This is a genomic window from Pseudozobellia sp. WGM2 (genome assembly GCF_017810075.1).
Classification (GTDB): Bacteria; Bacteroidota; Bacteroidia; order Flavobacteriales; family Flavobacteriaceae; genus JADNYK01.
The window spans coordinates 17,701-44,695 of the sequence record NZ_JADNYK010000004.1 but is presented as its reverse complement, the minus strand read 5'-3'; the positions used below and the strand labels follow the sequence as shown (position 1 = coordinate 44,695).

Below are 26,995 nucleotides of genomic sequence, written 5' to 3'. Positions count from 1 at the left end.
TTAAGTGCAAAAATTCCGTCATACGGTCGTAAAAAGGGGATATAAAAAAGCCCTTACTTTTTTGTAAGACCAATACTTACCAAAAAGAGCACTTAGACGATCAAAGCTTACCACATATAGCGATTACTTAGGGTTGGGTACAATCTACCGTTCCTTTGTATAAGAAAGCAAAAACAAAAAAGCTATGGTACGCTACTCAATTTTAATCTTAATTACAATTTCAACATTAATGACTTCATGTTCTTCTTCGACCGCTGAAGAAAATGAGTTGTACGAATCTGTTGCGGCAACCGCTAAAGAGGTAACCATTTCTACGATTGAACAAGAAGTTGTTGATGTGGTAAACGAATACAGAACTTCAATCGGACTTAACTCTTTAGAATTTAGTTCGATTGCTTATAAGTATGCAAGCTCACATAACGACTATATGATTTCCGAGGGTGTTATTAGCCACGATAATTTTGATTTACGTGCTTCCAATTTATCCCTAGATGCAAATGCTGATTTTGTTTCTGAGAATTTAGGAATGGATTTCACCAATGCAGAAGATATTTTGGAAGCTTGGAAGAATAGCCCAACACATAAAAAGGTAATGGAAGGTAATTTCGAGTATACAGCTGTTAGTGTTACAGCTGACCAAAATGGTGTTTTTTATTTTACTCAGTTATTTTACAATTAAAGTTAAAATCAAGAATAATAAATTCAAAGTTGTTTTTTGTCCCGGACTTATAAAGTAAGTCGGGGACTTTTACTTTATAGCTAATGCGTTGCTTCTTTAGTATGTGGTTAAAACCATAAAGTATTTGCTTCTACCTTGTCAATATCTTCTCTTCAGTTAATATATATTTTTCATTTAAGGTGTTTGAATCTTAAAATCTTTAAATAAAAGTATTTAAACCCTTATTTGGCATCCGTTAAAATGCATGTGTAAGATGTATTTTAACGAAAATGTTTACCATTTATCGAAGAAAAATACTATTCATAGATGTTTTAAAAAATGTCAATAATTTAAAGAATAATTCCATGTTGTAGTAGTACTAAACTTACAAATAATATTGTATGATACAGAAAACTACTCTTAACAAGAATTATTTTTTAGTATTTTTTCTTCTATATTCTTCTATTTTCCCACATCATCATATTCGTGCATCGGAGTTTGTCAATGTACATAAATTAGCAACATGTGGCTTTTTAAATTTCGATTACGAAAACGTTGTAGTAGATGGATTCGAAAATTTTTACCCTAACGAGTCGAACGCTATTAAAATTAATAGAAACTTTTCGAAAAGGAAAAGCATTATAGATAGGTTGACATGGTCGATAATGCCAGACAGTCTATGTGGCCAACCAAGCTCGACAACGACAGATAGTCAAGGTTTGATTATTGATATTCTGGGCTTAGGTGGTGCTGGGGTTACTGACCCTGATTCGGCTATAGATGGTGATTTCGACACCTATTCAGAATTAGGACTAGGCGTTATTAGTGCCCTTGCCAATGTGGAACAGACTTTTCACTTCGATCAACCTAGAGATACCTCTAATGTTTATTACATGTTAATGAGTATTGCCCCCTCTTTATTGGACTTGGGTATAATGAACCAAATAGAGGTAACTGGTCAAGGGGTTTCAGATACTGCAATACCCATTGGTAATTTAGCAAATTTACTTGACGTTGATGCATTGGGTTTATTACAGAATGATGAGATCGCTACAATCGCTTTTCAAGTGAACGAGCCAATTGATGAAATAAACGTTAACCTATCATCTTTACTCGGTGTAGATATTGGGCAAGAAATACGTATTTACGAAGTTTATTCAGCTCCTGGGCAGCCAACGGTACCCTCAGGTGAAGAGGGGGTTTTTATTTGTGAAGGAACTTCAGCAGATTTAGTGGCTACAGTAGAGAATGACAATGGAGTTGAACTAAGATGGTATGATGCCGAGGAAGGTGGAAATTTAGTGCATACTAATAATTCGGGTGATACGTTCACAACTCCTATTCTTAATGCTGATACAGCTTATTATGTGGCATCGGCCAAGGTGGGTTGTTCAGAAGAGTCTCCTCGTACAGCGGCGCGGGTGAACGTGAGGGCCATACCGACTGAAGAGAGCATTACAATTCAAGGTAATGAGAACATGGTTTGTTCTTCGAATGATGTTGTTCTCGTTCCATCGAGTGAAATTCAAGGCGATTTTTCATGGTTTTTTGATGCTGATATGAACTCTGAAATTACCGATGGCACCATATCGGGTGGGGCTACATACCAAATTGATGAAAATGGTAGATTGATTATTTCTGGTCTAAGCGAAGCCGATACCCCATTTACTTACTATGTTTCGGTAACCGATCAAGATGCCGGTTGTACCAACGCTCCCGGTGATTTGGCTTCGGTAACAGTTGAAGTCAATGACTTCGATAAAAATGTTTCCGTTAGTTCAATGGTGGTAAAATCTATAGAAGACATCATTTCAATTTTTGATGGTGAAGATATGGCCACTATAACGGGTACCGTCTCCGGAGATGTAAATTCTGGTGAAGTAATTTCTTTGGCAATAAACGGGCAAAGTTTCGATGCTGTCGTACAAGCTGATTCTACTTTTGAGATAGTTGTGAACTCCGTTGACCTGGTTTCTGACCCTGATAATATATTAGAAGTAACAATTGACAATGGTATTTGCGTTGCCAACGATGAAATTTTGGTAGAGCTGCCTGAGTTGGTAATTGATAACGTATTACAAATATTTTGTGCAACTGATTTGGCAACGATTGCCGATGTGCAGCTAGACTCAGAAAATTTAGTTCTGTTCGACGATCTTAGTGCCGGCGCGCAAATTGATGCCTCTACTCAATTGGTTGATGGTGAAGTTTATTTTGCGGGTATTTTGGGTATACCTACTTCTATTTTAGCGAGAGTGGCGATAACTATTCAGATAATAGATGTTCCAGCACCTACTACAAATTCAGAAAATCAAGTTTTTTGTGATAGTCAAAATCCTATAGTTGCCGATATTCAGATAAATGAAGAAAATGTTGTTTTCTATGATAGTGCCTCGGAAGGTAATATGATAGACCCTGCAACACCTTTGGTCGATGGCGAAAGTTATTATGTTGCAGCCGTCGAAAATGGTTGTGAGAGCAGTACCCGATTAAGAATAACGGTTACAATTCTTGAAGATGACTTCGAAGCCATCATCTTGATCGGTGAATCGGAAGAGGCCTGTCGCGGCCGTAGTTATACCTACACTACCCGAAGTGATAAAACAACTTATGAATGGCAAGTCACAGGTGGTGCTATTACAGCAGGTGGTACGACTACCGATGATTTTGTGACTATAAGATGGACCGAACTTGAAGACACCCGTGTTACAGTTTCCTATGAAGACATTTCTGGCTGTAACACCGATAAATCAATAACTCTTGATGTAAGTGTAACTTCTTGCGGAATGGTGCTCGGCGAAGAATTCTGTTTGAAGGTTTTCAATGAATTTTCACCGAACAACGATGGATTTAATGAGGTTTTCAAAATTCAATGTATCGAAAATTATTCAAATACACTTGAAATCTATAACCGCAATGGAAATCTAGTATACAAAACAACCGATTACCAAAACACTTGGACAGGATTGGCCAATGTTAACGGAGTTCTGAAGAGAGGTGATCATTTGCCCTCGGGTACTTACTACTACGTATTGGATATTCCTGAACTAGAAAGAAACCTTGTGGGCTGGTTGCAATTGGCAAGGTAGACCTCAACACGACCTATCCCCCCAAATCATTACCAATTTAATAGCAAAATACATGAAAACTTATAAAGATATATTCAAATACATCCTTCTCTGCCATTTGTTCTTTTTGGTAAAGGGGCTATCTGCACAGCAGACGGCTCAGTATACCCAATATATGTACAATACCATGGTACTCAACCCTGGTTATGTTACGCAAAATAGCATTGTAGAGGCAAATTTACTGCATCGTTCGCAATGGGTAGGTATTGAGGGCGCTCCTGAAACACAGTCTTTATCCGTTCAGGGTAAATTCAGTGAAAAAGTGAGATTGGGCCTGACCTTTGTTAGTGACAATATAGGTGCAGGAAATAATATAGATGTCAACGGAAACTTTTCGTATCAAATACCTGTAGGTTATAAATCAAAGCTATCTCTAGGACTTAATGCTGGAATAGACGTTTTAAAGGTTGATTGGTCTAAAGGCTCTTATGAAGATGGGCAAGACCCAATATTCGCTCAAAACTTAAATGAGCTCAGACCGGTTTTTGGCGCTGGAGCCTATTATTATGGCGATAATTGGTATTTGGGAGTATCGACCCATAATTTTCTGAATTCAGAAATTTATAACAATGATGATGCAACGGTAACCGACAGAAAAAGCCAGTATTATGCCATGGCCGGTTACGTGTTCGACCTATCCGACAACTTAAAGTTCAAGCCTACTTTATTAACTAAACATGTAGCAGGTGCACCGATAACGGTTGATGTTTCCGGTAATTTTCTTGTAAAGGAAATTTTGGCCCTAGGTTTGGCATATCGCTACAATGACTCGGTAAGCGCCTTGGCAGGGGTTCACCTTGCAAAGAGTTTCTTTTTAGGTTACTCTTACGATTATTCGACCACCGGTCTTCAAAGTTATAACGATGGTTCGCACGAAATCATTTTAAAATATAATCTCTTCGATAGCAAGAAGCGGGCATTATCTCCAAGATTCTTTTAAAACTAACCTACTATGAGAAAAATAATACTTTACATCGTTATGGGGTGTAGCCTAATGGCGAACTCCCAAAATAAAGAAGAAAGAGCCGATCAATTTTTCACCGATTTTAAGTTCGATAAAGCGATAGCCCTTTATGAAGATTTGGCCAAGGCAAAACGACGTCCTTCGCTCAATACGATTCAAAAATTGGCCGATAGTTATTTCAATATGAACCGGTATCAAGAAGCGGTCAAATGGTATGATATGCTTTATAGAATTCAGGGCAAAGAAGTAGGCGAAGGCAACATTATCAAATTGGTTCAAAGCTTAAAAGCGAGTCTGAAAGGCGAAAGAGCCGACGAACTTTTAAGAGAATTCTATACCGACAAAGATAGATTGACCATGATAATGGGGCAAAAAAAGTATCTCGATAGCCTTCTAGAGCAGAAAGAGAGGTTTGTTATCGAGAACCAATACTTCAACAGTAAAAAATCCGATTTTGGCCCAATGCTATTCAAAGACGGTCTAATATTCGCATCGGCTAGAGATACGATCAAGTCTGGAGGTGAACTTTATCCTTGGAACAAACAGCCCTATTTAGATTTATATATTACCAGACCGAACGATGAAGGGTTTATTCCTGAAAAATATTTGAACAACCTTGAATCTTCTTATCATGATGCCACATTGACTTTTTCTTGGGATGGTGAGACGGTCTATTTTACCAGAAACTATCTCAAAAAGAAAAATAAGTTGAGTGCCAATGAAGAGGGCCTTTCTAACATGCAGATTTTAAGAGGAAAAATATGGAAAAATGAATTGGTCGATGTAACCTCATTAAGTTTCAATAGTAAAGATTTCTCTTGTGGCCACCCGATGTTGAGCCCTGATGGTAGGTTTCTATATTTCACATCAAATATGCCCGGTGGTTATGGGGAGTCCGATATTTACGTAGTTGAATTGAATAATGCCGGAGATGTCTTGTCAGACCCTATGAATCTAGGGCCTGCGATCAATACCAGAGGGCGAGAAATGTTTCCCTTTATAATGGATAACACACTATATTTCTCTTCGGATGGTCATTATGGCTTAGGAGGTCTAGACGTGTTCGGTTCGGTGATTTTTGCCAAGAACGATTATTCAATGCCTCTTAATATGGGTACGCCCATTAATAGCAATATGGATGATTTCTCGTTTATACGAGGAGAGAATAAGGGTAGTGGTTATTTTGCGTCAAATAGGGTCGGCGGCATGGGCGATGACGATATCTATAGTTTCGAAAAGGCAAAACCAGCCGATTGTTTAGAATATGCAGGCTATGTTATAGATAAAAAAACGGGTGAGCCTATTGCTGAGGCCAATGTCGAGTTAAAGAACCTGACCGATGAACTGGTTACTATTTATCGAACCGACGAGAACGGCTATTATCATCTGACCATCCCTTGTAAGAAGAAAAATGTAATCGCCTTTTCTAAAGCAGGGTATTCTAAAGAAATAGTTTCTATAGAAACAGGTGAGAACCCAGAGTCTCCCTCATTGGAAAATAGGGTTTACCTGACTGAATTTTCGAGCATAGTCAAGAAAGATGGCGATATTCAAAAGATAATAGTTGAACCTATTTATTTTGATTATGACAAATGGGACATTACCGCCAGGGCTGAAATAGAATTGGAAAAAGTGTTGTTCGCTATGCGAAAATTCCCTGAAATAAAAATTAAAATAGAATCACACACCGATGCTCGCGGAAGCGATGATTACAACTTAGTGCTTTCAGATAAGCGCGCGAAATCAACACAAAAGTATCTCATTTCAAAGGGTATCGCCGAAAACAGAATAGAAAGTGCTTTTGGTTATGGCGAATATCGACTCAAAAATGAATGTTCTAACGGTGTTATTTGTAATAATCAGAAGCATTTAGAAAATCGCCGCTCAGACTTTATTGTAATATCAAAGAATAATGAAAGCGTGAATACCAAATAGTATTTGTCTTTCAAAGATGCTAATTTTCGGTTAGTACATTAGATCTGTGGAGTTGAGAGGGTGCCTGTAGGTACCCTTTCTGTTTTTAATGCACTAAATAACAATTGTTTAATCGATTACGACTAATTTTTATTAAAAAATATAAAGCGAAATCTTTTAGGTAAAAAAAAACCTTTCTATATTTGCACCCGCTTAAGGAGGAATGGCAGAGTGGTCGAATGCGGCAGTCTTGAAAACTGTTGAGGGTCACACCTCCGGGGGTTCGAATCCCTCTTCCTCCGCCATCAAGCATCGAGCTTGAAAATAGAAAACCGCAGAGTTTACTCTAGCGGTTTTTGTTTTTTAAGACTTTGGTATTTTCAAGAAATCATAAGAGAACAGGTAGTGAAAATATAGAGGTCTATAAGACAGTTACTTCTCTTTTGCATCTATTAATTGTTTGAAGCGACTCATAGAATTATTCGATTAGTCGTTCATTTGCTTCAAAGTAAAATATGAATTTTATAGTTTGCCTTCTTTTAGGTTTTATTGTCGCTGCCAGCGGTAGTATAGTTCCTAGTTTCTTGAACATGACCGTCGTTAAATTTAGTCTGCGGTGTGGCAGTAAATCAGCATTTTATTTAATCGCCGGCTTTGCCACTGTATTATTCTTTCAAGCAAATATCGGAGCCTACCTGTCCAATGTTTTGATGGAAAATTCGGAATACATAACCTTGATACAACAAATAGGTACGGGTATTCTGCTTATTCTGTCCCTTAACTTTTTCAGATTGCATTTTTTTACCAATAGGAAGAGGAAAAAAGAAGAAATAGATAAATCAAAAGCCTATTTGCACGGCATAGGTATGTCTTTGCTAAATACATTTGCTATTCCGTTCTACTTTACGTCAATTTCGATACTTATTGGTATGGAATTATTCACCTATTCCTTTACAAATAGTCTGTACTTTTCTATCGGATCTACAGTGGGCTCCTATTCCATATATTCGGTATATGCCATGTTGGCCCCAAAAATTGAAAAACGGATTACTTCTTTAGCAAGTAAAATGGATTTAATTTTAGCCTGCCTTACGGGTATTGTGGGTATTGGAAACTTTATTTATCTATTAAAATAAGTTTTCGTAAACAACAAAATTACGAAGTGATACTGTACTGATAAAAATGTACAATCGTCACTATATAGGTTTCATTTTACGAATGGGGTTTAATATGATGAAATCATATTTTTATTTGTTTAATAATGCATACAGCTCCAGAAACCGTGAGTTTTCAGGTCTTCTATACTAGTTTCTCGAAGTTTCATAAAGTTGAACCCTTTCCTTGTAAAGAACAAGTCTCTACATTATTTAATTTCAAGAGTCCATAAACACATCAGCACTTTATTTGCCATTATTTGTTTCATAAGAAGAATACTGAGAAACTGTAGAGTGACAAACTTACTTCGACAAGTGTTCTCTTAAATGAATTGTGTCTATCTGACGGGCCATATTATTCAATCTTTTTCAATATAAGTTAATACTTATTTCAAAAGAAGAATAATCTTATAAATATGTATATCTTTAGTTTGAATCTCCGCTTATCAATTCAACTAGTTATCTTATTAAAATTGACGTATAGCAACAATTAAGCTAATTGATTTCAATTTTATAAGATTAAAATTCATACCCGAAATGCAGGCCCTAAATCAAGAGTTCAATACGCTTCAAAAGAACTATTATCAATCGGCTCGATATCAGGCGTACGGCGTAATAGGTATTTCATTTGTTGTTCTACTTGGTTGGATTTTTGATTTAGATCTACTGAAACAAGTTATTCCTGAAACCGTATCCATGAATCCGCTTACTGCGGTTTTATTTATTCTATCCGGTTCGTCCCTGATTTTAGTATCCGACAGTAAAGAGCAGTTGAATAGAATCGGTAAGCTTGTGGCTAGCCTTATTTTAATTATTGTGCTCATAAAATTAGCTGAATATGTATTTAATTTTCAGGAGGGTATCGACTCATATCTTTTTGGAGAAGACTTACAAGAAGACAATAATTTATATCTCTCGAACAGAATGGCTTCAAACACGGCACTGTGTTTTTTGATGATGGCTATCAATCTGTTTCTTTACAAGGTTAAAGGCCCCCTGATGTTATGGATATATCAGATTCTATCTTTTGGGATTATGGCCTTATCATTGCTCTCATTCATTGGATACTTATATGTTGTCGACTTATTTTATTCACTTTTGGTAAAGATTCCTATGGCGGTGCACACCGCATTCTGTTTTTTACTTTTGGGAGTGGCATTACTGCTATCACGACCCAAAATGGGTATTACCGCACAGATAAGTAGTGAGAATGTGGGAGGCAAGGTGGCAAGGCGAATAGTTCCAATGGTTGTTATCGTTCCGGTTTTTGTCGGGGCATTAATACTTCAATTTCAAATTGAGGAAATATACGGGCTAGATTTTGGCATGGCGATTTTAACCTTGAGCATTATAGTATTCTTTCTTATAATCAGTTTAACCGTAGTTAGCCGATTAAATAAAACGGATAGGGCCAGACAAAAAGCGGAAAATGATCTTTGGTCAACGGTAGAGGATTTAGAGAGTAGGACTTCAGAACTAACCAAATCGAATAAAGAACTTGAAACTTTTTCGTACACATTGAGCCATGATTTGAAATCACCACTTAGGGCTATTAATAGTTATGCCAAAATCATACAGAACGATTATCATGACAATTTAGATGAAGACGGACGGAAAATGTTGGCTACCATAGCGAGAAACGGGGCCGAAATGGGCAATCTTATCGAATCTTTGCTCAACCTGGCCCATTTAGGCAAGCAGGGCTTAGCTTCGAAGCCTATAAATATGCACCGTCTGGCACAAGAAGTAACCGAGACCCTAAAAATATCGATGCAGTCGAAAATTAACGTGTATATAGAGAGTCTACCACCAGCTATTGGCGATGAAGTCTTAATAGGTAAGGTTTTCGAAAATTTGATATCCAACGCTTTAAAGTATTCTTCAAAAGAGTCGAATGCTATGGTTAGCATTGGGTTCAAAACCCAAGAAAATAAGAATGTCTATTTCGTAAAAGATAATGGTGCCGGTTTTGATATGAAACATTACGACAAACTTTTTCTCATTTTTCATCGGCTTCATACACAAGATGAGTTTAAAGGTACTGGTATTGGTCTGGCCATTGCCCGCAAAATTGTAGGGTTTCATAAAGGCGAAATTTGGGCAGAAGCGCTAATAGGCAAAGGCGCCACTTTTTATTTCAGTCTAAAGGGAGTAGAATAATATATAATCGCTCAGTATATTATGTAATATTTTTTTTACAAAAACTGTTTCTAAATTCGATATATGTAATAATTTTTGGTAAATTTAAATATGGTAAGATTCATTCTTTCCTACTTACCAAATCCTCTAAAATATTTCGTGTGATGAATGAACTAGGTAGTATGTCCGATTTGAGTTCTAGCCTGGTTTCAGAGATTAAAGACTATGCCATTTTTCTTTTGGATGTTGACGGAAACGTTTGTAGCTGGAACTTAGGGGCAGAAATTATTGAAGGTTATAATTCCGAAGAGATTATTGGTGAAAATTTTGATATTTTTTACTCTAAAGCCGATAGGGCAAAAGGCATTCCACATCAAATATTGGCCGAGGCAAAAGAAACTGGTAGAGTCGAACGTCAAAGTTGGCGTATTCGAAGAAACGGTACACGATTTTGGGCACATGTGGTCGTGACGATTCTTTACGATGATGCAGGTGAAGTCTCCGGATATATTAAAATAACCAAAGACCTTACCGAACAAAGACTTAGAACTGAGCACTTAAAAATGCTTAAGGAAAACTTGGAAAAGCAAGTGGAAGAACGAACAAGAGAGCTTATTGAAATTCGTGCTTCCCTTGAAGAGACCGTAGAAAAACGCACTCAAGAACTATATGAAATCAATAACGAGCTAAAGGCCTTTAGCTATTCGGTATCCCATGATCTAAAAGCTCCCCTAAGGGCCATTTCCGGTTATAGCGGTATTTTATTGCAAAGCCATGCCAAAGAATTAAATGCTGACGGTCGGGTGGTCACCGAGACCATTATACGTAATGTGAGGAGGATGGAAGACCTTATCGAAAATATACTTCGTTATAGTCAAATCAGTAGTCAGCAGATTTCATTTGAAACGGTAGATATGAAACGGTTGTTTCAGACCTGTTGGAATACGCTAACCGGCGACAACTTCCCAAATCGCATCGTGAAATTCAACGTAAGCGATTCTATGCCCCATGCTAAGGGAGATTCTTCGATGTTGGCCATTATGATAACCAATCTTTTATCCAATGCGCTCAAGTTTACGAAAACGAGAAAGAGTGCACTTGTTGAGGTCGGTAGCAAAATGGTTAATAAAGAGACGGTATATTATGTGAAAGATAATGGAGTTGGCTTCAATGAAAAGTATAGCTCTAAGCTGTTCGAAGTTTTTCAAAGACTACATAAAGATGTCGATTTTGAGGGCACAGGGGTAGGACTGGCCATAGTTCGCCGAATCATCATTAAACATGGTGGGCGAATATGGGGTGAAAGCCATGATTATAAAGGAGCTACTTTTAATTTTGTTTTATAAAAATGTATGGAGGAAAAACCTATTGAGCTATTATTTATTGAAAACAGTCCTGAAGATATAGACCTAACTCTTAGAACCCTAAAGAATTGCGGCTTCACGATCAGCACCAAGGTAATCGAAGACGGTCAGAAGGCCATGGATTATCTCTTTGAAAATTCTTCAAAAGACCCGTTTGCCTCATCAATGCCCAAATTACTATTGTTAGATCTAAAACTGCCCAAAGTAAACGGTCTTGAAATTTTAAAACATTTAAAACAGCATAATAAGCTGAAAGAAATACCCGTGGTAATCTTTTCATCATCTGATGAGCAAGTAGATGTAAAAAAGGCTTATGAGCTTGGGGCCAATAGTTACATCGTAAAACCAGTTGATTTTGAAAAGTTTACCGAATCGATTCAAAATTTAGGAACTTATTGGTTGACCTTGAACATCTCCTCTTAATATAGTGACCATGAATTTAGCCGACAAAAGAAGAAACATCAAAATTCTCATTCTTGAAGATTTCAAAGAAGATGCGGAACTGATACGTAGAGAACTTGAAAATGGGGGGTTTTTTATAACTTCTCGTGTTGTCGATGATAAGGATTCCTTTTTGGTGCATCTAGAAAACTTTCAGCCCGATCTTATTCTATCCGACTATAAATTACCTACTTTTTCTGGCCTTGAGGCATTGATGTTGACTACCGAGTTCGATGAAGAAATTCCTTTTGTTTTCGTTACCGGTACTGTAGGCGAAGAGATTGCTGCCGAGACTATTTTGAATGGTGCTTCTGGTTTTGTGCTTAAATCTAACCTGTCAAAACTCGTTGGTGAAGTAGAACGGATTTTCAGCAACAATGAAGAGGCTTGGTATAATAAGAGGCTGAAAAGAACCAATCGAAAAATAGAGGCAAGAATATCTACCAATCAAGAATTATTGAGCAAAATCAATCAATTTTTGAATCAGAACAATAATAAAGAGAGTCTAGAAGATAGAGAACTTAAAGATGCGATTAAAAAATTTCTAAAATAATAGTTGAAGTTGATTCAAAACTCACCAATGTAAATGAAAGATATATAAATGGAAACGGTCAAAAGTGCAAGCGATGAAATGCGCGCAGCTAAAATATCTTATATTATCGGTATTGGTGCGTCTGCCGGTGGGTTAGAGGCTATCAACGCTTTCTTTAAAAATGTGCCTGAAAATTGCGGCCTTAGTTTTGTGCTCATTCAACATCTTTCTCCAGACTATAAGTCAATGATGCCAGAGCTTTTGGCAAAGCATACGAGACTTACGATCAGTAGGGCCACCAACGATACGGTGCTTCGCCCAAATTGCGTTTATACGATACCTGCAGATAAAAATATAACGCTATCAAAAGGCAGGCTACATTTAGAAAGTAGAGAAGGCGCCAAAACCCTGAACCTGCCGATAAACATATTTTTTAAGTCTCTTGCAGCCGATGTCGGAGACAAGGCGGTTGCCGTTATTCTCTCAGGGACGGGTAGCGATGGCATGTTGGGTGTTGAATCTATCAAACAAAAAGGGGGTATGGTCATCGCGCAGGATCCATTGACCGCAGCTTTTGATAGCATGCCAAAAAGTGCCATTAGTACGGGCCTTGTTGATTTTATTCTGCCCCCTTCTAAAATGCCGAAGATAATCGAGAAGTTTATCAAAGAACCTAATGCCTTGATTTCCCAAATTGAGCAGGAAAAGGAAATGATAAGTTCAGATGAGGGCGGTATAATCGATGAGATACTTCAACTTATATATAAGAAAACCAACTTTGATTTCAGGCGCTATAAGAGAGCTACTATTTTTCGCCGTATAGAGAGGCGATTGAATATGAACGGAATACCAAATTTCAACGATTATTACGAACTTTTAAAAGATAACACCAAAGAACTGAATACGCTTGCCGAAGAGATGTTAATAGGGGTCACCTCTTTTTTTCGTGATACCAAAGCGTTTATGGCTCTAGATGATGTGGTTTTGAAAACCTTGGTAAAAAAACAATCTAAAGATCTTCGCATATGGGTATTGGCGTGCTCTACAGGCCAAGAAGCCTACACCTTGGCCATTATGATCAAAGAACAAATGGTCGATCAGAACAAGAATATCAATGTAAAGATTTTCGCTACTGATGTCAATCAAGGGTCGGTCGATTTTGCGAGTAGGGGCTCTTATTTTACCAACCTGATGGAAGGGGTTTCCGAAGAACTGCGAAAAAAATATTTTAAATTTTCAGACGGTCGATATGAAATAAAAAAAGTTATTCGAGATATGGTCATTTTTGCACGGCACGATATTGTCAAAGACCCTCCCTTTAATAATATCGACCTTGTCACATGTCGAAATATGCTCATTTATTTTGAATCTGATATTCAAGAAAAAATTCTTTCATTTATTCATTATTCACTTAGGGAGAATGGCTACCTATTTTTAGGTTCAAGTGAAAATACGGGCAGTTATTCCAAAATTTTTGCGGAAATTGATAAGAAGTATAAAATATTTCAGAACGTTTCTTCCATAAAAATTGGTGAAATCAATAAGTTATATCCACTTGTCCCTCGCAAGGAAAAATTGGGTACTTCTAATCTAAATATAGATTCAGAGGTTGTTACTTTAGGAGTCTCAAAGACCAAAATGGTCAATAACTTTAAAGACGTTCTATTAGAGGATCTTGTTTTTCCTTCGGTCATAATCAACGAGAAAGATGAAGTGGTACATGTTGCCGGCGAGATAGACAAGTATATAAAGCTACCCAAGAAGCATTTTACCCTGAACGTTTTCAAAATGGTCAATGAGAACCTATATGTTACCTTGAGCAATATAGTATCGAAGGCCAAAAATGAGAATTCAAAAGTTACATCTCCTATAATCAACTCTTCAGACGGGGAATCCGAATTTTTAGAAATTTTGGTCAAGCCTTATTTTGAACCTTTGAGTAGAGTACGGTATTTCATTATCACGTTTAAGGAAACGATGGTAAAAGGCGATTTTAATGGGCATGGCAAATACAATTCTGTAAGTGCCGATTACAACCATGAAAAAGATGCCTATATAAAGCGTTTAGAAGAAGACTTGGGTGAAACCAAAGACTATTTACAGACTACTATTGAAGAATTGGAAACTTCAAACGAAGAACTTCAATCGACCAATGAAGAATTAATGGCCGCCAATGAAGAACTTCAGAGCAGTAACGAAGAACTACAATCGGTCAATGAAGAGCTTTATACGGTCAACAATGAGTTTCAAGACAAGTTAGATGAAATGTCGGGGTTGAACGACGATCTACAAAATTTTATACATAGCACTAACATAGCTACCCTTTTCTTGGATAATGAGTTTTGCATTAGAAGATTCACCAATGAATTATTACCCTATATAAAAGTGACACCATCCGATATTGGTCGCTATGTCGGAGATTTTACCCACACCTTTGGGTCTCTGAAAATAATCGATATCGCAAAAAAAGTACTTGAGCACTTTTTGCCGATCGAAAAAGAAGTAATGGCCTTAGGTGGTAAAACTTTTTTGATGCGGGCCACCTTGTACAAAACGACCAAAAAGGAAATAAAGGGAGTAATTTTTACATTTATAGATATAAGTCAAATCAAAGAAATCGAGACGGAGCTCAATGCCCAAACGAAAGAATTGGCGCGAAGCAACAGAGAATTGGAGCAGTTTGCCTATGTAGCATCTCATGATCTAAAGGCACCGATTACCAATCTAGAAGCCCTTTTAGACGCTCTTAAAAGAAGCGATTCGATTAAAGAAAATGGTATGGCCCTTTTTAAAAGGCTTTATACATCGGTGTCTAATATGAACAGTACCATAAGAACGCTCAACGAGGTAATCGCCATTAAAAAAAGTCTTGACCTTAAATCAGAGCATATAAGTATTGATAAAGTGCTGACTCGGGTGGAAGAGGGAATAAGTAATCTGATCGAAAGCAGCGAAACCCGAATTGTTAGAAATTTTTCTGAAAACGATAAAGTATATTTTCCCGAACTACACCTTCATAGTATTCTACAAAATTTAATTACCAATGCAATTAAATATCGTAAGGCCAATCTAGCCCCAAAATTGATTATCTCTTCCTTTATAAAAGAAGATGAGGTCTGTATAACGGTAAAAGATAATGGCCGTGGAATGGACATGGCCATTTACAGAGATAAGTTGTTCGGTCTCTTTCAAAGATTTCACCTAGATACCGAAGGTAAAGGTATTGGTCTACATATTACCAAATCGATACTTGAAAGTTATGGGGGCCGAATAGAGGTAGAAAGTGCCCCGGGTAAGGGTGCAACGTTCTTCTGTTTTTTTCAGGTTAGGGCGTCGTAAACATGTTTTGAAAAATTGTATCAATTGAAGTACTATATGGGTTGACCGATTGCTTTTATAAGAAAATCACTAAGAATAAGGTTTGTAGGCCTAGAGGTTTTTCATATACTTTAACCATTAAAATTAAAACTCCTTCTAACGATGGAAAGACTAAAAAAAATAATGCTGGTAGATGACGATGATGTAGCTGGATTTTTAACCAAAATGATAATCGATAATTTGAGTATTGCTGAATCTGTTGTTATTGCTATGAACGGTAAGGAGGCAATTGAGTTATTGGAGCAAGAAGATTATATCTTTCCTGATATAATTTTTTTGGATATCAATATGCCTATTATGGACGGTTTCGATTTTTTAAATGCTTGGGAAAGAAATGGAATGGAAACCAAATCTAAAATCGTTATGTTCTCTTCGTCTTTAAGACCTTCAGACAAAAAGCAGGCGTTAGCGTTTTTTGATGTGGTAGATTATATCGAAAAACCAATGACCGAAGATAAAATTATAGAGCTTATTAAAAACTTATATCCCAATTTTGCAAGCCTTGATTGATAAGTTATCTTCTGATAGACCTGTTGGCCATTCATTGCTAACTGTGTTGCAATCCCATACCGGCTCCTCATTGTAAACAATTTAACTGGTAATCGGCAGAAATTGAAGTTGTACATTACCAGTAAATAAATGCATGTTTCAAGAATTACTATTTGAGGTTTTTTTTGAGATAATGAGTTTGGGTATGCCCGATTTTCATCATTAATTTTAAGCGTTGGCTATATCAAATTTCTCAGAGGGTAATAAACCATCTATTTAGGTTAAAAATTAGGCAGATTTATATTAGGGTTACTTTGTATATTTCGCTTGTTAAAAAGTATGTGATTTTATTTGTAGGATATGAAGTTTATAAGAATAGCTGTTTTAATTTTAGTTGTGACAACTGTGACCTATGGTCAAAATAAATCGAAAAAACCAAATGATGTCACCGGCAAATTTTTCATTCCCCCTTTAGAAAAGGTAGGGGAGGGAGCACTGCTTACAAGGGAGTTTATTTATGATTTGAATGATAAACCAGAAGCTAGCGCACATGCCTCAACGATAGTTGAAACTCCTTCCGGATTGGTCGCTGCATTTTTTGCGGGTCCACACGAAAATCACCCCGATGTGGGTATTCGAGTCTCTCATTATAAAGATGGTAACTGGACGTGGCCCGTTGAAGTGGCCAATGGCTTTCATAACGATACTCTTCGCTATGCCACTTGGAATCCGGTACTTTTTAAAACCAAGACCGGGCCGTTATATCTGTTTTATAAGGAAGGGCCCAACCCTAGAGATTGGTGGGGAATGATGAAAACTTCTACAGACGACGGTTATACTTGGTCTTCGGGTGAGAAAATTGGCAAAGATGAAAAAGTGGGGCATTTGTTAGGCCCTGTGAAGAACAAATCTTTTCAATTGCCCGATGGAAGCATTTTACATCCGTCGAGTAGTGAACGTATCGAGGGAGACGAGACCTACTGGAAAATCCATCTTGAAAAATCGGATGCGGATATGAAAAATTGGGAGGTCATCGGCCCTATTCACGACGGAATTACCTTCGATGCCATTCAGCCGAGTATTATGCAGATGAAAGATGGTAAATTAATGATGCTGGCCCGTACTAGGCAAGGCGTTTTAGGGCAGTCTTGGTCAGAAGATAACGGACAGACTTGGAGCGATGTCAAGGGCATCGATTTGCCCAACCCCAATTCGGGTACCGATGCCGTAACCTTAAAAGATGGCAGACAACTTCTTATTTATAACCATAAGGTTCGAACCAAAGAAAATCGTGGAAGAGATTTATTGAATTTGGCGATTTCAGATAATGGTATCGATTGGAAGCCGATAATGACCATAGAAAATGAAACTTCGGTACATGGTTACGCTTACCCGGCAATTATTCAAACTGCTGATGGTATGGTTCATGCCACCTATACCTATAACAGAGAATCGGTAAAGCATATTATTGTAGACCCTAAAAAGTTGGGCAAGTAGTGCCATCGTAAAATTAAAGAGGCCATTCACGCACTTCAATCTACAATGAGATTGTTTAATTTATTTAGCATCATACCAATTGTCAATTTGAGGTATGTAGTTTAAAAATTTAAATTTTAAACTGTCCTAAATATATGGGAAGCTACAAAAAGTAAGGCTTACATCCATTAAAATTAAGTTTACGTCGGAAAAGGAGTGAGAAAAACAGTTGAAGACAATTTATAAAGTAAATTTATGTAGATCATTTAAGTTTTTAAAAAAACACCTTATCTGATATGAAGTGCCTCAATATAATTTCTCTTTTTCTTCTCTCTACTATCATCTTAAATTGTTCAAAAGATTCAAGTTCTACAAATGAACCGGGTATGGAAGAAATAGCTGAACTAACCCCGGAAGAACCTAAACAAGAGATTTATTTCACTTTAGATGTAGATAAACATTATCAAACAGAAGAAAATCAAGACAATTGGATCATACTGCACGATGCTCAGGGAATATTACTAGACTATCTCGCCTTTGAAAATGGAGAACAATTAATTTTTCAGAAAAGGAGCGATAGCATTCCGGACAGCTTTTCAGTCACTCTTCTTAAAGTCCAATTTAAGAACTTGGAAACATGTATTGGAGATGCTACTCATGACATAGAAACGTTTCCTCAAATTGCAAAAGGAAGTAGGTGGTCTGTTCCAAATAAGGGAGTATTCATCAGCGAAAACGATACACCTGAGGCAATAGGGAAATTTGAGCTTATCGTATCTGATATTCCGGGCAATGATGGCTTTCAACTCTTTAAGAGTAGTTCTATATCTACACCGAGGATTGATTATACAGCTAGTGGCACGGTTATTCCGAATACCTCTAAGACTGCCATGAGATTGGAGTTCAGTAAAACTAATCTTTTTGAAAACACTAATTATTTGGTATCTATCATGGACGGGGATCTAAACCTAAAACATAAGTTTTTTGAGAGTCCTAAATTAGATGAAGTTGTGACCTTCAATTTTAATGAATTTCAACAATATGACTCTTACGCCTATCTGCCTCCATTCCCTCCAAATCTTTTTAATATATTCAGGTTGGTAGGTCAGGTAAAAGGTGAAAACCGAAAGCATGATTTAGGCTATCTTATTCTACAACAAATTAATACAGATGTTCAAGATCCTTTGCCCTTAGGATTTTTAGACCAATTTGATTATTATGAGACACTTTTGCGTATTGATTTTGAAAATTTTAATTATAGTTATATTAGTCATGGGCCAAAACCAGAAATTATCTTTCCCGATGAGCCAATACTAGATATCGCAAATACTGAGATTGCCAATTTTGAAATTAGCACCGATTTTGAGTATATTAGAAAAGAAAATACATGGCGTAGCCCCAATTCAGATTCTTGTTCTTATACAAATTGGAGAATTCATTCAGAGAAAAATAATTATCCTATTAACCTAAAGGTACCGCAGTCTATTATTGATCAGTATGAATTACTGCAAATTAATGACTTAGAGCTACATAACTCTGATTTTTTTATACAATCTGATTCCTACCACGATTTTATTTCTAATAAATTTGAAGTTACACCCTCAACGAACGTCATAGAGGAGTATACCACAGAGTTTATATCGATTTTTCACGTTGAATAAGTATACCTCAAGGGCAAAAGCGCTACAGGTTTGGACCATTATGCTTTGTGGTCTTTCAAGTGGACTTACTCCATTTAATTAGCCATTAAAAAAAGAGTATTTTGACTGTTTAAAATAACCTAGAAAACATGTCAAAACCAAAAAAAGAGTACACAACGGAGTTTTAGCAAAATGCTATATAACTGAGCTATATCTGGGATAATGCTGCAGAGATATATAAATTGAAAACTTTACTTTTAAGCTGTCTTAATTTTGGGGGAGGAGGTCATTTAGATGCTTTTTTTTGGTTTAGAGCAGCCTCAAAATGCATGAAAAACCACAGACGAAGTGTAAATTTCGCTATGGCTTAGATATTTGGTTATCAGTAGTGTTATTTCAGCACCAGGTTAAGTTAAAAGTTGAATTACTCAACTAATTTTCTATAATTGGTCTGTATTTATCCCAATTGGCAATAATTGCCCAAATATTAATAGCTAATAAAATTGCTGCTATTGCAATACCTGCCATATCGTGCACTAAATGATGCACAAAGATCCCTATCATAACTGGAAGAATTACAATTGCACCCAATGCTCTTTTTTTCGGAATTGCAATTAATACTCCACCAATAATTTCTACAATTGCCACAAGTGGAAAAATCCATTTTATGGTCATAAATCCGCCCATTATTTGCATCATTTCTTCAGACATTTCCGGCATTGGCATATAATTGAAGAATTTGTTTAGACCAGAATTAATCATCATTAACCCGAATAGAATACATAAAACTGTGAGAACCTTGTTTTTCATTTTAAATCGTTTTCATTAATAATACGCCAAAATTAACTAATTTTGATTACCAATGGTAATCAGATACCCTGAGGTAATCAGTTACCTTGAGGTAATCAAAACTCCATAGCATTGAAAAAGAAAGAGCATAAGGAATGTATGTCTGCTTTATTACCTGTACGAGATACATTAGATGTAATAGGTGGTAAATGGAAACTTTTAATCTTAATTTCAATTTGGGAAGGAAATAAACACTTTAGGGAAATTGAACGTAGTATTCCAAAACTAAGTACTAAAGTACTGTCAAAGGAATTGAAAGATATGGAAGAAAATCAGTTAATTACCAGAACTATTTTAAACGGTTTTCCGGTAAGAACAGAATATAGGCCCACAGAGCATTCCAAAACATTGGAAAAAGTGATTTTTGAATTATATAATTGGGGGGTCAATCATAGAAAAAAAATATTTGGGGCAAATTCGGAGATAGTAAGCTCTAATCGTACCTGATTTGAGGTGAGCGATGTTTTGTATCGTTAAGACCGGATTCCAACTTTTCGCATGACGAATAATTTACATTTTTAAAATTTGAAAATCAATTATCCATACCTGTGTAAATCTGCGGGTTAATAAGCTATGCGAGTCTTGGTGCTTGACTATGTAGCCCGTGATATGAAAAAAGGGTTCTTTATAATTTTTTGGCTTGTGGCATAGAAATATGCAGATAAATTTATAGGGTCAGTGGTCTTGGCTCAAGAGTGGCGAGCACTAACCTAGCGAATACTAAAAGAGGATTACGGAGCGCATAGCGGTCAGGGCGGGGGAAATGCCATTTTTCTAAAAACGGCTATTGATTAGCATACAGGCCCTTTGATTTGTTCAGCGATGGTTGCAAATATTCAGCTCCGTATTCGTCAACAATTTTCATTTCTAAATAGGGGATAAGTTTATGGCACAGCTCTTTTCGTAGCGGGTGCATTAATTGTGGATCTAGTTTTTTTGTGATTTCAATATGCTCTAAAATTTCTTCTAGCATTTCATTTCTGCTTTCCAGATTTTGTTTCCATGTTACTTTAATATCGTTAAAAGAACTTTCCGAAAGCGGCTTGTTACCATATAAGTCAAAAATCTTAAAAGCACCATTTACTAAAGTTTGTTCTTCTAAAGTTAGATCTATGTATTTGTGTATTTCATTGTTTATAGCTGTTATAACATCAGTTCTTCTTTTAGAAAACAGTTTTCCCTTGCCTTTTTTTACGTAGTCATTGTAAAGCATAATATGCGCTAAAACCCCATCGGTATACGAATAGTCTAACAATTCATCATTTAGAATATCACATAGGTAATCAATCAAAGGGGCGGTCAACCTGGTGTTGATTTCAGCATCGGTAAAGTGGTTTTTATCCCCCATTGCCTTAACATCTGATTTTTCTATGGCTTGACCGTAGTCGTTCAATAGCTTGTGGGCAGACTTATCTAAACCGTGCAAAGCTGTTATCGGTACATTTCTATAGTTCAAGAGAAAAGCCATGGCATAGGCCCCATCTTCTTTCGTAAAATACCCCATCGTATGGTCTAAAGAATTAGCTTTCCAGTTTTGTGAATTCAACCAGAAATTTCCGAAACCGTAGACCATGGTCATTAAATCGGTAAGCTTTTCATCATTGTAGAAAAGTTTCTTTTGTGTAAGTAAGATGTAGTGTGATAGCTCATGCGCCATTGTATAAACAAGAATATGGGCATTCTTGAGCAACGACATTTCTATAGAAACAATATATTTTTCTTTCTCTGCCTTATAAGTGCCTAAAGTAAGTTTCTCTTTCTGGTATAAACTGGCTAAATCTATAATACCTTCGTGGAGTTTAGATTTTACTGGTTTTTCCCAATGAAAATCTAGTTTGAACGCTATTTCCTCTAGCCCTAAAACGGCAATTATTTTTTTAAAAAGCAACAGAGCCCCTTCCTTGGTGCCATCAAAATCCAATAGAAATTCATTGGGATTTATCAACGGGAAGCTTGTAAAATTTTCTGTACCTATAAGCCGTTCAATAAAAAAGATATTATGCTGAATATATGTAATGCTTTTTTCTGCAGGTAGTTTTGTTTTGCTTTTCCAGAACATGAATTATGTGTTATAGAATTGATAATCTAAAATCCGTTATTTAAAACTTTATCACCATTTATAAATTGCCGTAAGAAGTCTTCCATGTTTTCGGCGATAAAGCGAATTTTTATTTCATCGGCACCAAATGCAATAATTTGGCCCGATGTACCCTTACTGCCCGGGGCATAATCTATGGCAATGAAATTTCCGCCTGATGTACTCAAAAATGGCACCCAATAAGGGTTGGTGTACATGCCTATGGTTTTTCTGCCATCAGGGTGGTTGTTACCCGTTAAATCGGCCAACCTCCAATTGGGGTCGTCGAAAATGGTTTTCCAATTCTTCCATTCGGCAAGTATTTGCTCAGCAGATAAAAAGCCTGTGTTTTCAATACCGTTATGGTGGTTTAATAGTACTTTTAGTTCCTCCGGATATTTATAATTTGCCAAAGATTCAAACTCACTATAAACGCTTTCGTTGTTTTGTGCTGGGTTTGGACTTAAACTTTTAGTAGTAAGAAATTCGTTGAACAATTGTGACAATTGGTCGGAGTTAATGCTAGCGCCACTGGTATCAATGTATTTTTTAATGTAGTGCTGCTTTTCTTTGGCAATCTTTGCCTCGTTGTATTGTTCGGGTGCCCTTTTGTGCAGGTAGGCTCCGGTATTTTCATACGGGCGTTCATCTACTAACATTCCAGAATTCACCATCTTTTTTGAAAATTCACCTTTACCTAAGGTCAACATAAATTGTGGATTCGGATTTAACTCTGGTTGACTTTCAAACAGCCCCTTTAATTTATCCCTTTCAAGATTTTTATATTGTCTTTCAAGTACAATGCTCATCCATTGGTCTAAATTCAAATTTTTATCAATATGCAGGGCTACAATTTCTTTATTCGATAAATAGGCAAACGCATCGTAGGGCAGCCCTGTTTCTTTTGGGGTAATGAACAATAGTCGCACCACATTCTCGCCAAGTTTTTCCGACAATTGTTCTAACAATAAAGATTTGAACTCTTGGGTATCGAATGATTTATGATTTCGGGCAATTTCATTTTTATGGTGCGAATAATCAGTGTAAAAAGGTTCAGGAATTTCAGTCAAAACCACTGTATTGAACGGAATATCGGTAAGCTGTAATTTTTTTAATTGATTGTTATACGGTATTGATTTTATATCCATTTTATTTGTGCAATTAGTTGTTACGATTAACAAAAACAGAATTGATGCATATTTCATTTTTCAATTGCTTCAAATGTTTGGAAACATCTATTTTTTTATGGGTTGGTCTACAATAAATTCCTTTCTCCAATCAGATATGTCATCACTAAGATCAAAAAACTCATCAAATTCTTCGGCAGGTGTTTCGTCATAATATTGATTCATCTTTTTTATAAAATCCGTAAGACTTGGCGCGATTACGGGCCTGTCATTATATTCATTCCAATATTCTACCAATTGTCCTTTTTCTCCAGTAAATATACCTTCTAGATCATAGCAGATATAACTGCCGCCACCGTTACCTAAAATGGGTAGCCAGTTTTTGTTCCACCAATTTTCAATAGTAAAATCATAGCCTATCATCTCGGTAAATTCTTTATTTGTTGCTAAGACTTGTTCTAATGGCTCGAACAATGAATTATTTACCAAGGCTACGTAGCAGTCAGATGCTTGCCCGTTTTTCCATAAATAGAGTTCTTTTACATCATTGGGCAACTTCGTATCAAATTCAGCTTCTAAAGCTGAAATTTGCGCTTCAGATAAAGGCTTTTGGAGCTTACTATAATAGTCTGGACGCTTTTCTCTCAAATGACTATCAAGTTTTTCTAATTCGATTTTCATTTCATTTATATTAGAACAGTTAATGAATAAAATTAATACAGAAATTAAATATCTCATATCTAATGAGTGCCAAGGGGTTTAGTTTTAAGTATAATTTTCAGATAGCTTAATTATTACGTTAAATGCACAACTTGAATCTTTTTTATCAACGAAGATATAATGATGATAGTATTCGGTTATTACCGTACGGGTCCTATTTTTTTATGAATTCAGTGGAAAATATAGACGTCATACCAAGAGTGGAAGAAATAATTATTCAGAATTTTAGTTCAAATTGGCATTGCTTTACATGGTGCATATTATAGTGTGGAAGACTTAAACTAATGTAAATATCAACGAATTATAAACTTACCCGTATACCAAGTTATTTATTCTCAAGCGCCGGCAGTATTCGGTCTTGCAAAACCCGCCAAGTTGACTTTTTTGGCTGATCATTAATATTCCAACCATTAAAGACGACTATTAAATTGTATTTCGGATTCATCATCAAATACTGCCCACTATAACCGTTGCCTGCGTAAATATTGGGTTTGCCATCATCGTTGTATTCGGGAATCCACCATTGATAGCCATACCCTGTCTTATTGCCCCAGTGGGGTTTAACCCCTTTTACTATAGGGCTCGTGGATGTTGTGAACCAATTTTCAGAAACAATTTGTGTATGGTTCCATTTCCCTTTATTTAACAATAACGACCCTATTTTGGCCAGGTCTTCTGCCTTAAGATATAGGCCGCCCTCCGTATCGATTTCTCCATCGGGAGTTTCTTTCCAATAGTATTCGGTAATGCCAAGTGGCCCAAATAATTTTTCTTCAGCCCATTTGTCAATTCGTTTATCTGTAATAGTTCTTATGATTTTTCCTAACAGAACGGTGCCGCCACCGTTATATACAAATTTTGAACCTGGTAATGTATCCATAGGCCTGCTTAAAACATAATCTATCCAGTGGTCACTAGCTTCTAGTCTAAAACAGTCATTGGTAGTGTCGTTGTGGTCAGTTTCCTCATTCCACTTTAAACCACTCCGCATGGTCAATAAATCTTCAATAGTTATTTTTTCCTTTCGTGCATCTCGAATAGTATCCTCTTCATTGGTTAAGAGTGGCATAGCTTTATCTGTGACGGAATAATCGGGATTAGCATCTAATGCAATGCCAAATAGGATAGCCGTAATGCTTTTAGTGACGGACTGTAGCGTGTGCAATTCGGTTTCTTTGTAATAGGGGTGCCACTCTACACTGTTGAAATTGTATTGATGATGGGTGGTATCATATTCTTGAACAATGGTTTCATAATCTTGCTCATATTTAAAATCGGCCAATACCGCTTCATTTTGTGTGACCATAAAACGGTCGATCAATCCAAAATCTCCATTATGTATCTCTGAATGAATAGAATCGATTACCGGGGAAAGTACATTTTGAGAAGCAGCGTTTTGAGTACTTTCAACAGATTTTTTGTTTTTTGAGTTACAACCAAATACCAATACGATGAGCAAAATTGAAGAGGTCAGTGTTGTGATCGTATTCATTAAAGTACGCATACTTTTTAGTTTTAGTTGGATGTAACGGTTCTCTAAATTGCTAGTAGAAGGGGAGGGAAGGAAACTTTTCAAAAATTACATTTTCGATGAATTTCCACAATTCAGACTTGAAACAATTTGGTGATATAATCGAACCTAATCTCGGGGGGAGGTCAAGCTTAGAAAAGGGTAAATTACATAAAAAAACTGTAATCGTTTGAAGTTGATTACAGTTTGAATATAAATGGTTGGAGTAAAGTACTACTCTATTTTTTATACTTGGCCGTAAGCCCTTTTTCCGTTCTTTTTAGAGGTTTAATAGTACCGTCTTTATTAAAGTACAGGTATTCGGCATTTATTTTCCGTTCTAATTTTTGGTCTTCACAACCGCTGTTGTTCTCGTACCATTTGTGATAAAAAAGCATCCATTGGCCTTTGTACTCTACCATAGAGGCATGGTTGTTACTATCATGCTCTTGCTTCATAAAAATACCTTTATACGTCCATGGTCCTTTTGGGCTATCTGACATGTAATATGATAGATCTCTGTTATTCTCGGCAATGGTATAGTAGTATTTACCGTTTCTCTTGAAAACAAACGGACCTTCCATTTTTGGCTCATATCCGCCCATATCCATTTTTTCAAAATCTCCTTTTACCGCCTTCATGTCGTCGGTAAGCTCAATCACCTTGTAATCTGCTCCCATGGCATGTACATACAAGTAAGGTGTGCCGTCATCATCGATAAATAGGCAAGGGTCATTGGCATAAGGCTCTGTCCATAATGGTGCGCCTATATGGTCTTCAAACGGACCCGTAGGGGAGTCGCTTACTCCAATTCCTATGCCCATCCACTTGGTGCTGTTCTCAGGGTTTACACGGTCTTTAAACCCCGTACCGGCCGGAAAACAGAAGTAATACTTCCCGTCTTTGAACGCGGCATCTGGTGCCCAGGCATAATTATCGGCCCATGAAATATCACTTACGTTCATAATGGCGCCATGATCCGTCCAATTCACCAAATCGTCAGTAGAGAATACACGCCAATCTTTCATCCAAAAATCTTCTTGGCAAGGCTCATCGTGTGATGCATATACATACAACCTACCGTCTTCCCATACATGGGCAGAGGGGTCGGCAGAAAGCATTCCTTCTCCAAAATTTAATGGGTTTTGTGACAACCCTACAGTTGTGGTCAATACCAAACAGGCCGTAAAAAGCAATTGTTTACCATTAATAGCGATCATCATTTAGCGATTTTTAAGGTGTTAATGAACTGCGGGGTAGAAGTATGTCTTTACTGTGTAACATTAACACTTATTGTAAGTTATCAAATTTAGTAAATTAACGCTATCTGCCAAATATTCTAATTTTTAGCTATTTAGCAGCTACTGCTTTGAAGAAATCGTAGCACCACTTTACGAGTACGAATCGCTATAGCCGCTATGTAGATGGTAGTGAT

The 26,995-nt window shown here is 36.7% G+C and carries 20 protein-coding genes and 1 tRNA gene; 15 read left to right on the top strand and 6 right to left on the bottom strand.

All coding sequences use genetic code 11. The features are described 5' to 3' along the window. Nucleotides 1-184: 184 nt before the first annotated feature. The 14 genes from IV512_RS10065 (at nucleotide 185) to IV512_RS10000 (ending at nucleotide 19,298) form a co-directional block, all read left to right on the top strand. Nucleotides 185-679: a CAP domain-containing protein gene (locus IV512_RS10065; protein WP_209402980.1), complete on the top strand. Its 495-nt coding sequence runs from the start codon at nucleotides 185-187 to the stop codon at nucleotides 677-679. 380 nt (nucleotides 680-1,059) lie between these two features. Beyond that, nucleotides 1,060-3,747 (top strand): gliding motility-associated C-terminal domain-containing protein, encoded by a 2,688-nt coding sequence (locus IV512_RS10060; protein WP_209402978.1) that lies wholly within the window; start codon nucleotides 1,060-1,062, stop codon nucleotides 3,745-3,747. A gap of 52 nt (nucleotides 3,748-3,799) precedes the next feature. After that, complete coding sequence (locus IV512_RS10055) at nucleotides 3,800-4,726, top strand: type IX secretion system membrane protein PorP/SprF (RefSeq protein WP_209402976.1); 927 nt, start codon at nucleotides 3,800-3,802, stop codon at nucleotides 4,724-4,726. A 12-nt stretch (nucleotides 4,727-4,738) separates the two neighbouring features. Continuing rightward, on the top strand, nucleotides 4,739-6,685 hold the full coding sequence (locus IV512_RS10050; RefSeq protein WP_209402974.1) for an OmpA family protein: 1,947 nt from the start codon (nucleotides 4,739-4,741) through the stop codon (nucleotides 6,683-6,685). 196 nt (nucleotides 6,686-6,881) lie between these two features. Next, nucleotides 6,882-6,969, top strand: a tRNA-Ser gene (locus IV512_RS10045). Between the two features lie 210 nt (nucleotides 6,970-7,179). Next, a complete protein-coding gene (locus IV512_RS10040; protein WP_209402972.1) occupies nucleotides 7,180-7,800 on the top strand; it encodes a LysE family transporter in 621 nt (206 codons plus the stop codon). 555 nt (nucleotides 7,801-8,355) lie between these two features. Then, entirely contained in the window at nucleotides 8,356-9,978 is a 1,623-nt protein-coding gene (locus IV512_RS10035; RefSeq protein ID WP_209402970.1) for an ATP-binding protein, read from the top strand. A 143-nt stretch (nucleotides 9,979-10,121) separates the two neighbouring features. After that, nucleotides 10,122-11,303: an ATP-binding protein gene (locus IV512_RS10030; protein ID WP_209402968.1), complete on the top strand. Its 1,182-nt coding sequence runs from the start codon at nucleotides 10,122-10,124 to the stop codon at nucleotides 11,301-11,303. Nucleotides 11,304-11,309: 6 nt separating this feature from the next. Beyond that, nucleotides 11,310-11,744, top strand: a complete 435-nt coding sequence (locus tag IV512_RS10025; RefSeq protein ID WP_209402967.1) for a response regulator — start codon at nucleotides 11,310-11,312, stop codon at nucleotides 11,742-11,744. A 10-nt stretch (nucleotides 11,745-11,754) separates the two neighbouring features. After that, on the top strand, nucleotides 11,755-12,315 hold the full coding sequence (locus IV512_RS10020) for a response regulator (RefSeq protein ID WP_209402965.1): 561 nt from the start codon (nucleotides 11,755-11,757) through the stop codon (nucleotides 12,313-12,315). Nucleotides 12,316-12,363: 48 nt separating this feature from the next. Next, nucleotides 12,364-15,633, top strand: a complete 3,270-nt coding sequence (locus IV512_RS10015) for a chemotaxis protein CheB (protein WP_209402963.1) — start codon at nucleotides 12,364-12,366, stop codon at nucleotides 15,631-15,633. Between the two features lie 141 nt (nucleotides 15,634-15,774). Then, nucleotides 15,775-16,182, top strand: a complete 408-nt coding sequence (locus IV512_RS10010; protein ID WP_209402960.1) for a response regulator — start codon at nucleotides 15,775-15,777, stop codon at nucleotides 16,180-16,182. A 339-nt stretch (nucleotides 16,183-16,521) separates the two neighbouring features. Beyond that, entirely contained in the window at nucleotides 16,522-17,658 is a 1,137-nt protein-coding gene (locus tag IV512_RS10005) for an exo-alpha-sialidase (protein WP_209402958.1), read from the top strand. A gap of 365 nt (nucleotides 17,659-18,023) precedes the next feature. Next, a complete protein-coding gene (locus tag IV512_RS10000) occupies nucleotides 18,024-19,298 on the top strand; it encodes a hypothetical protein (protein WP_209402956.1) in 1,275 nt (424 codons plus the stop codon). A 411-nt stretch (nucleotides 19,299-19,709) separates the two neighbouring features. Here IV512_RS10000 and IV512_RS09995 read toward each other — a convergent pair whose 3' ends face one another. Next, complete coding sequence (locus tag IV512_RS09995) at nucleotides 19,710-20,087, bottom strand: DoxX family protein (protein ID WP_100871957.1); 378 nt, start codon at nucleotides 20,085-20,087, stop codon at nucleotides 19,710-19,712. A 111-nt stretch (nucleotides 20,088-20,198) separates the two neighbouring features. On the opposite strand from IV512_RS09995, the gene IV512_RS09990 reads away from it, so the two are divergent. Further along, on the top strand, nucleotides 20,199-20,573 hold the full coding sequence (locus IV512_RS09990; protein ID WP_100871958.1) for a helix-turn-helix domain-containing protein: 375 nt from the start codon (nucleotides 20,199-20,201) through the stop codon (nucleotides 20,571-20,573). A 337-nt stretch (nucleotides 20,574-20,910) separates the two neighbouring features. On the opposite strand, the gene IV512_RS09985 is transcribed toward IV512_RS09990, so the two are convergent. The 5 genes from IV512_RS09985 to IV512_RS09965 form a co-directional block, all read right to left on the bottom strand. After that, a complete protein-coding gene (locus tag IV512_RS09985; RefSeq protein WP_209402954.1) occupies nucleotides 20,911-22,185 on the bottom strand; it encodes a hypothetical protein in 1,275 nt (424 codons plus the stop codon). 26 nt (nucleotides 22,186-22,211) lie between these two features. Then, nucleotides 22,212-23,351, bottom strand: coding sequence for an SMI1/KNR4 family protein (locus IV512_RS09980; RefSeq protein WP_209402952.1), 1,140 nt, complete (start codon nucleotides 23,349-23,351; stop codon nucleotides 22,212-22,214). A gap of 87 nt (nucleotides 23,352-23,438) precedes the next feature. Further along, a complete protein-coding gene (locus tag IV512_RS09975; RefSeq protein ID WP_209402950.1) occupies nucleotides 23,439-24,011 on the bottom strand; it encodes an SMI1/KNR4 family protein in 573 nt (190 codons plus the stop codon). A 364-nt stretch (nucleotides 24,012-24,375) separates the two neighbouring features. Next, complete coding sequence (locus IV512_RS09970) at nucleotides 24,376-25,542, bottom strand: serine hydrolase (RefSeq protein ID WP_209402948.1); 1,167 nt, start codon at nucleotides 25,540-25,542, stop codon at nucleotides 24,376-24,378. A 257-nt stretch (nucleotides 25,543-25,799) separates the two neighbouring features. Continuing rightward, nucleotides 25,800-26,783 (bottom strand): family 43 glycosylhydrolase, encoded by a 984-nt coding sequence (locus IV512_RS09965; RefSeq protein ID WP_209402946.1) that lies wholly within the window; start codon nucleotides 26,781-26,783, stop codon nucleotides 25,800-25,802. Nucleotides 26,784-26,995: the final 212 nt, after the last annotated feature.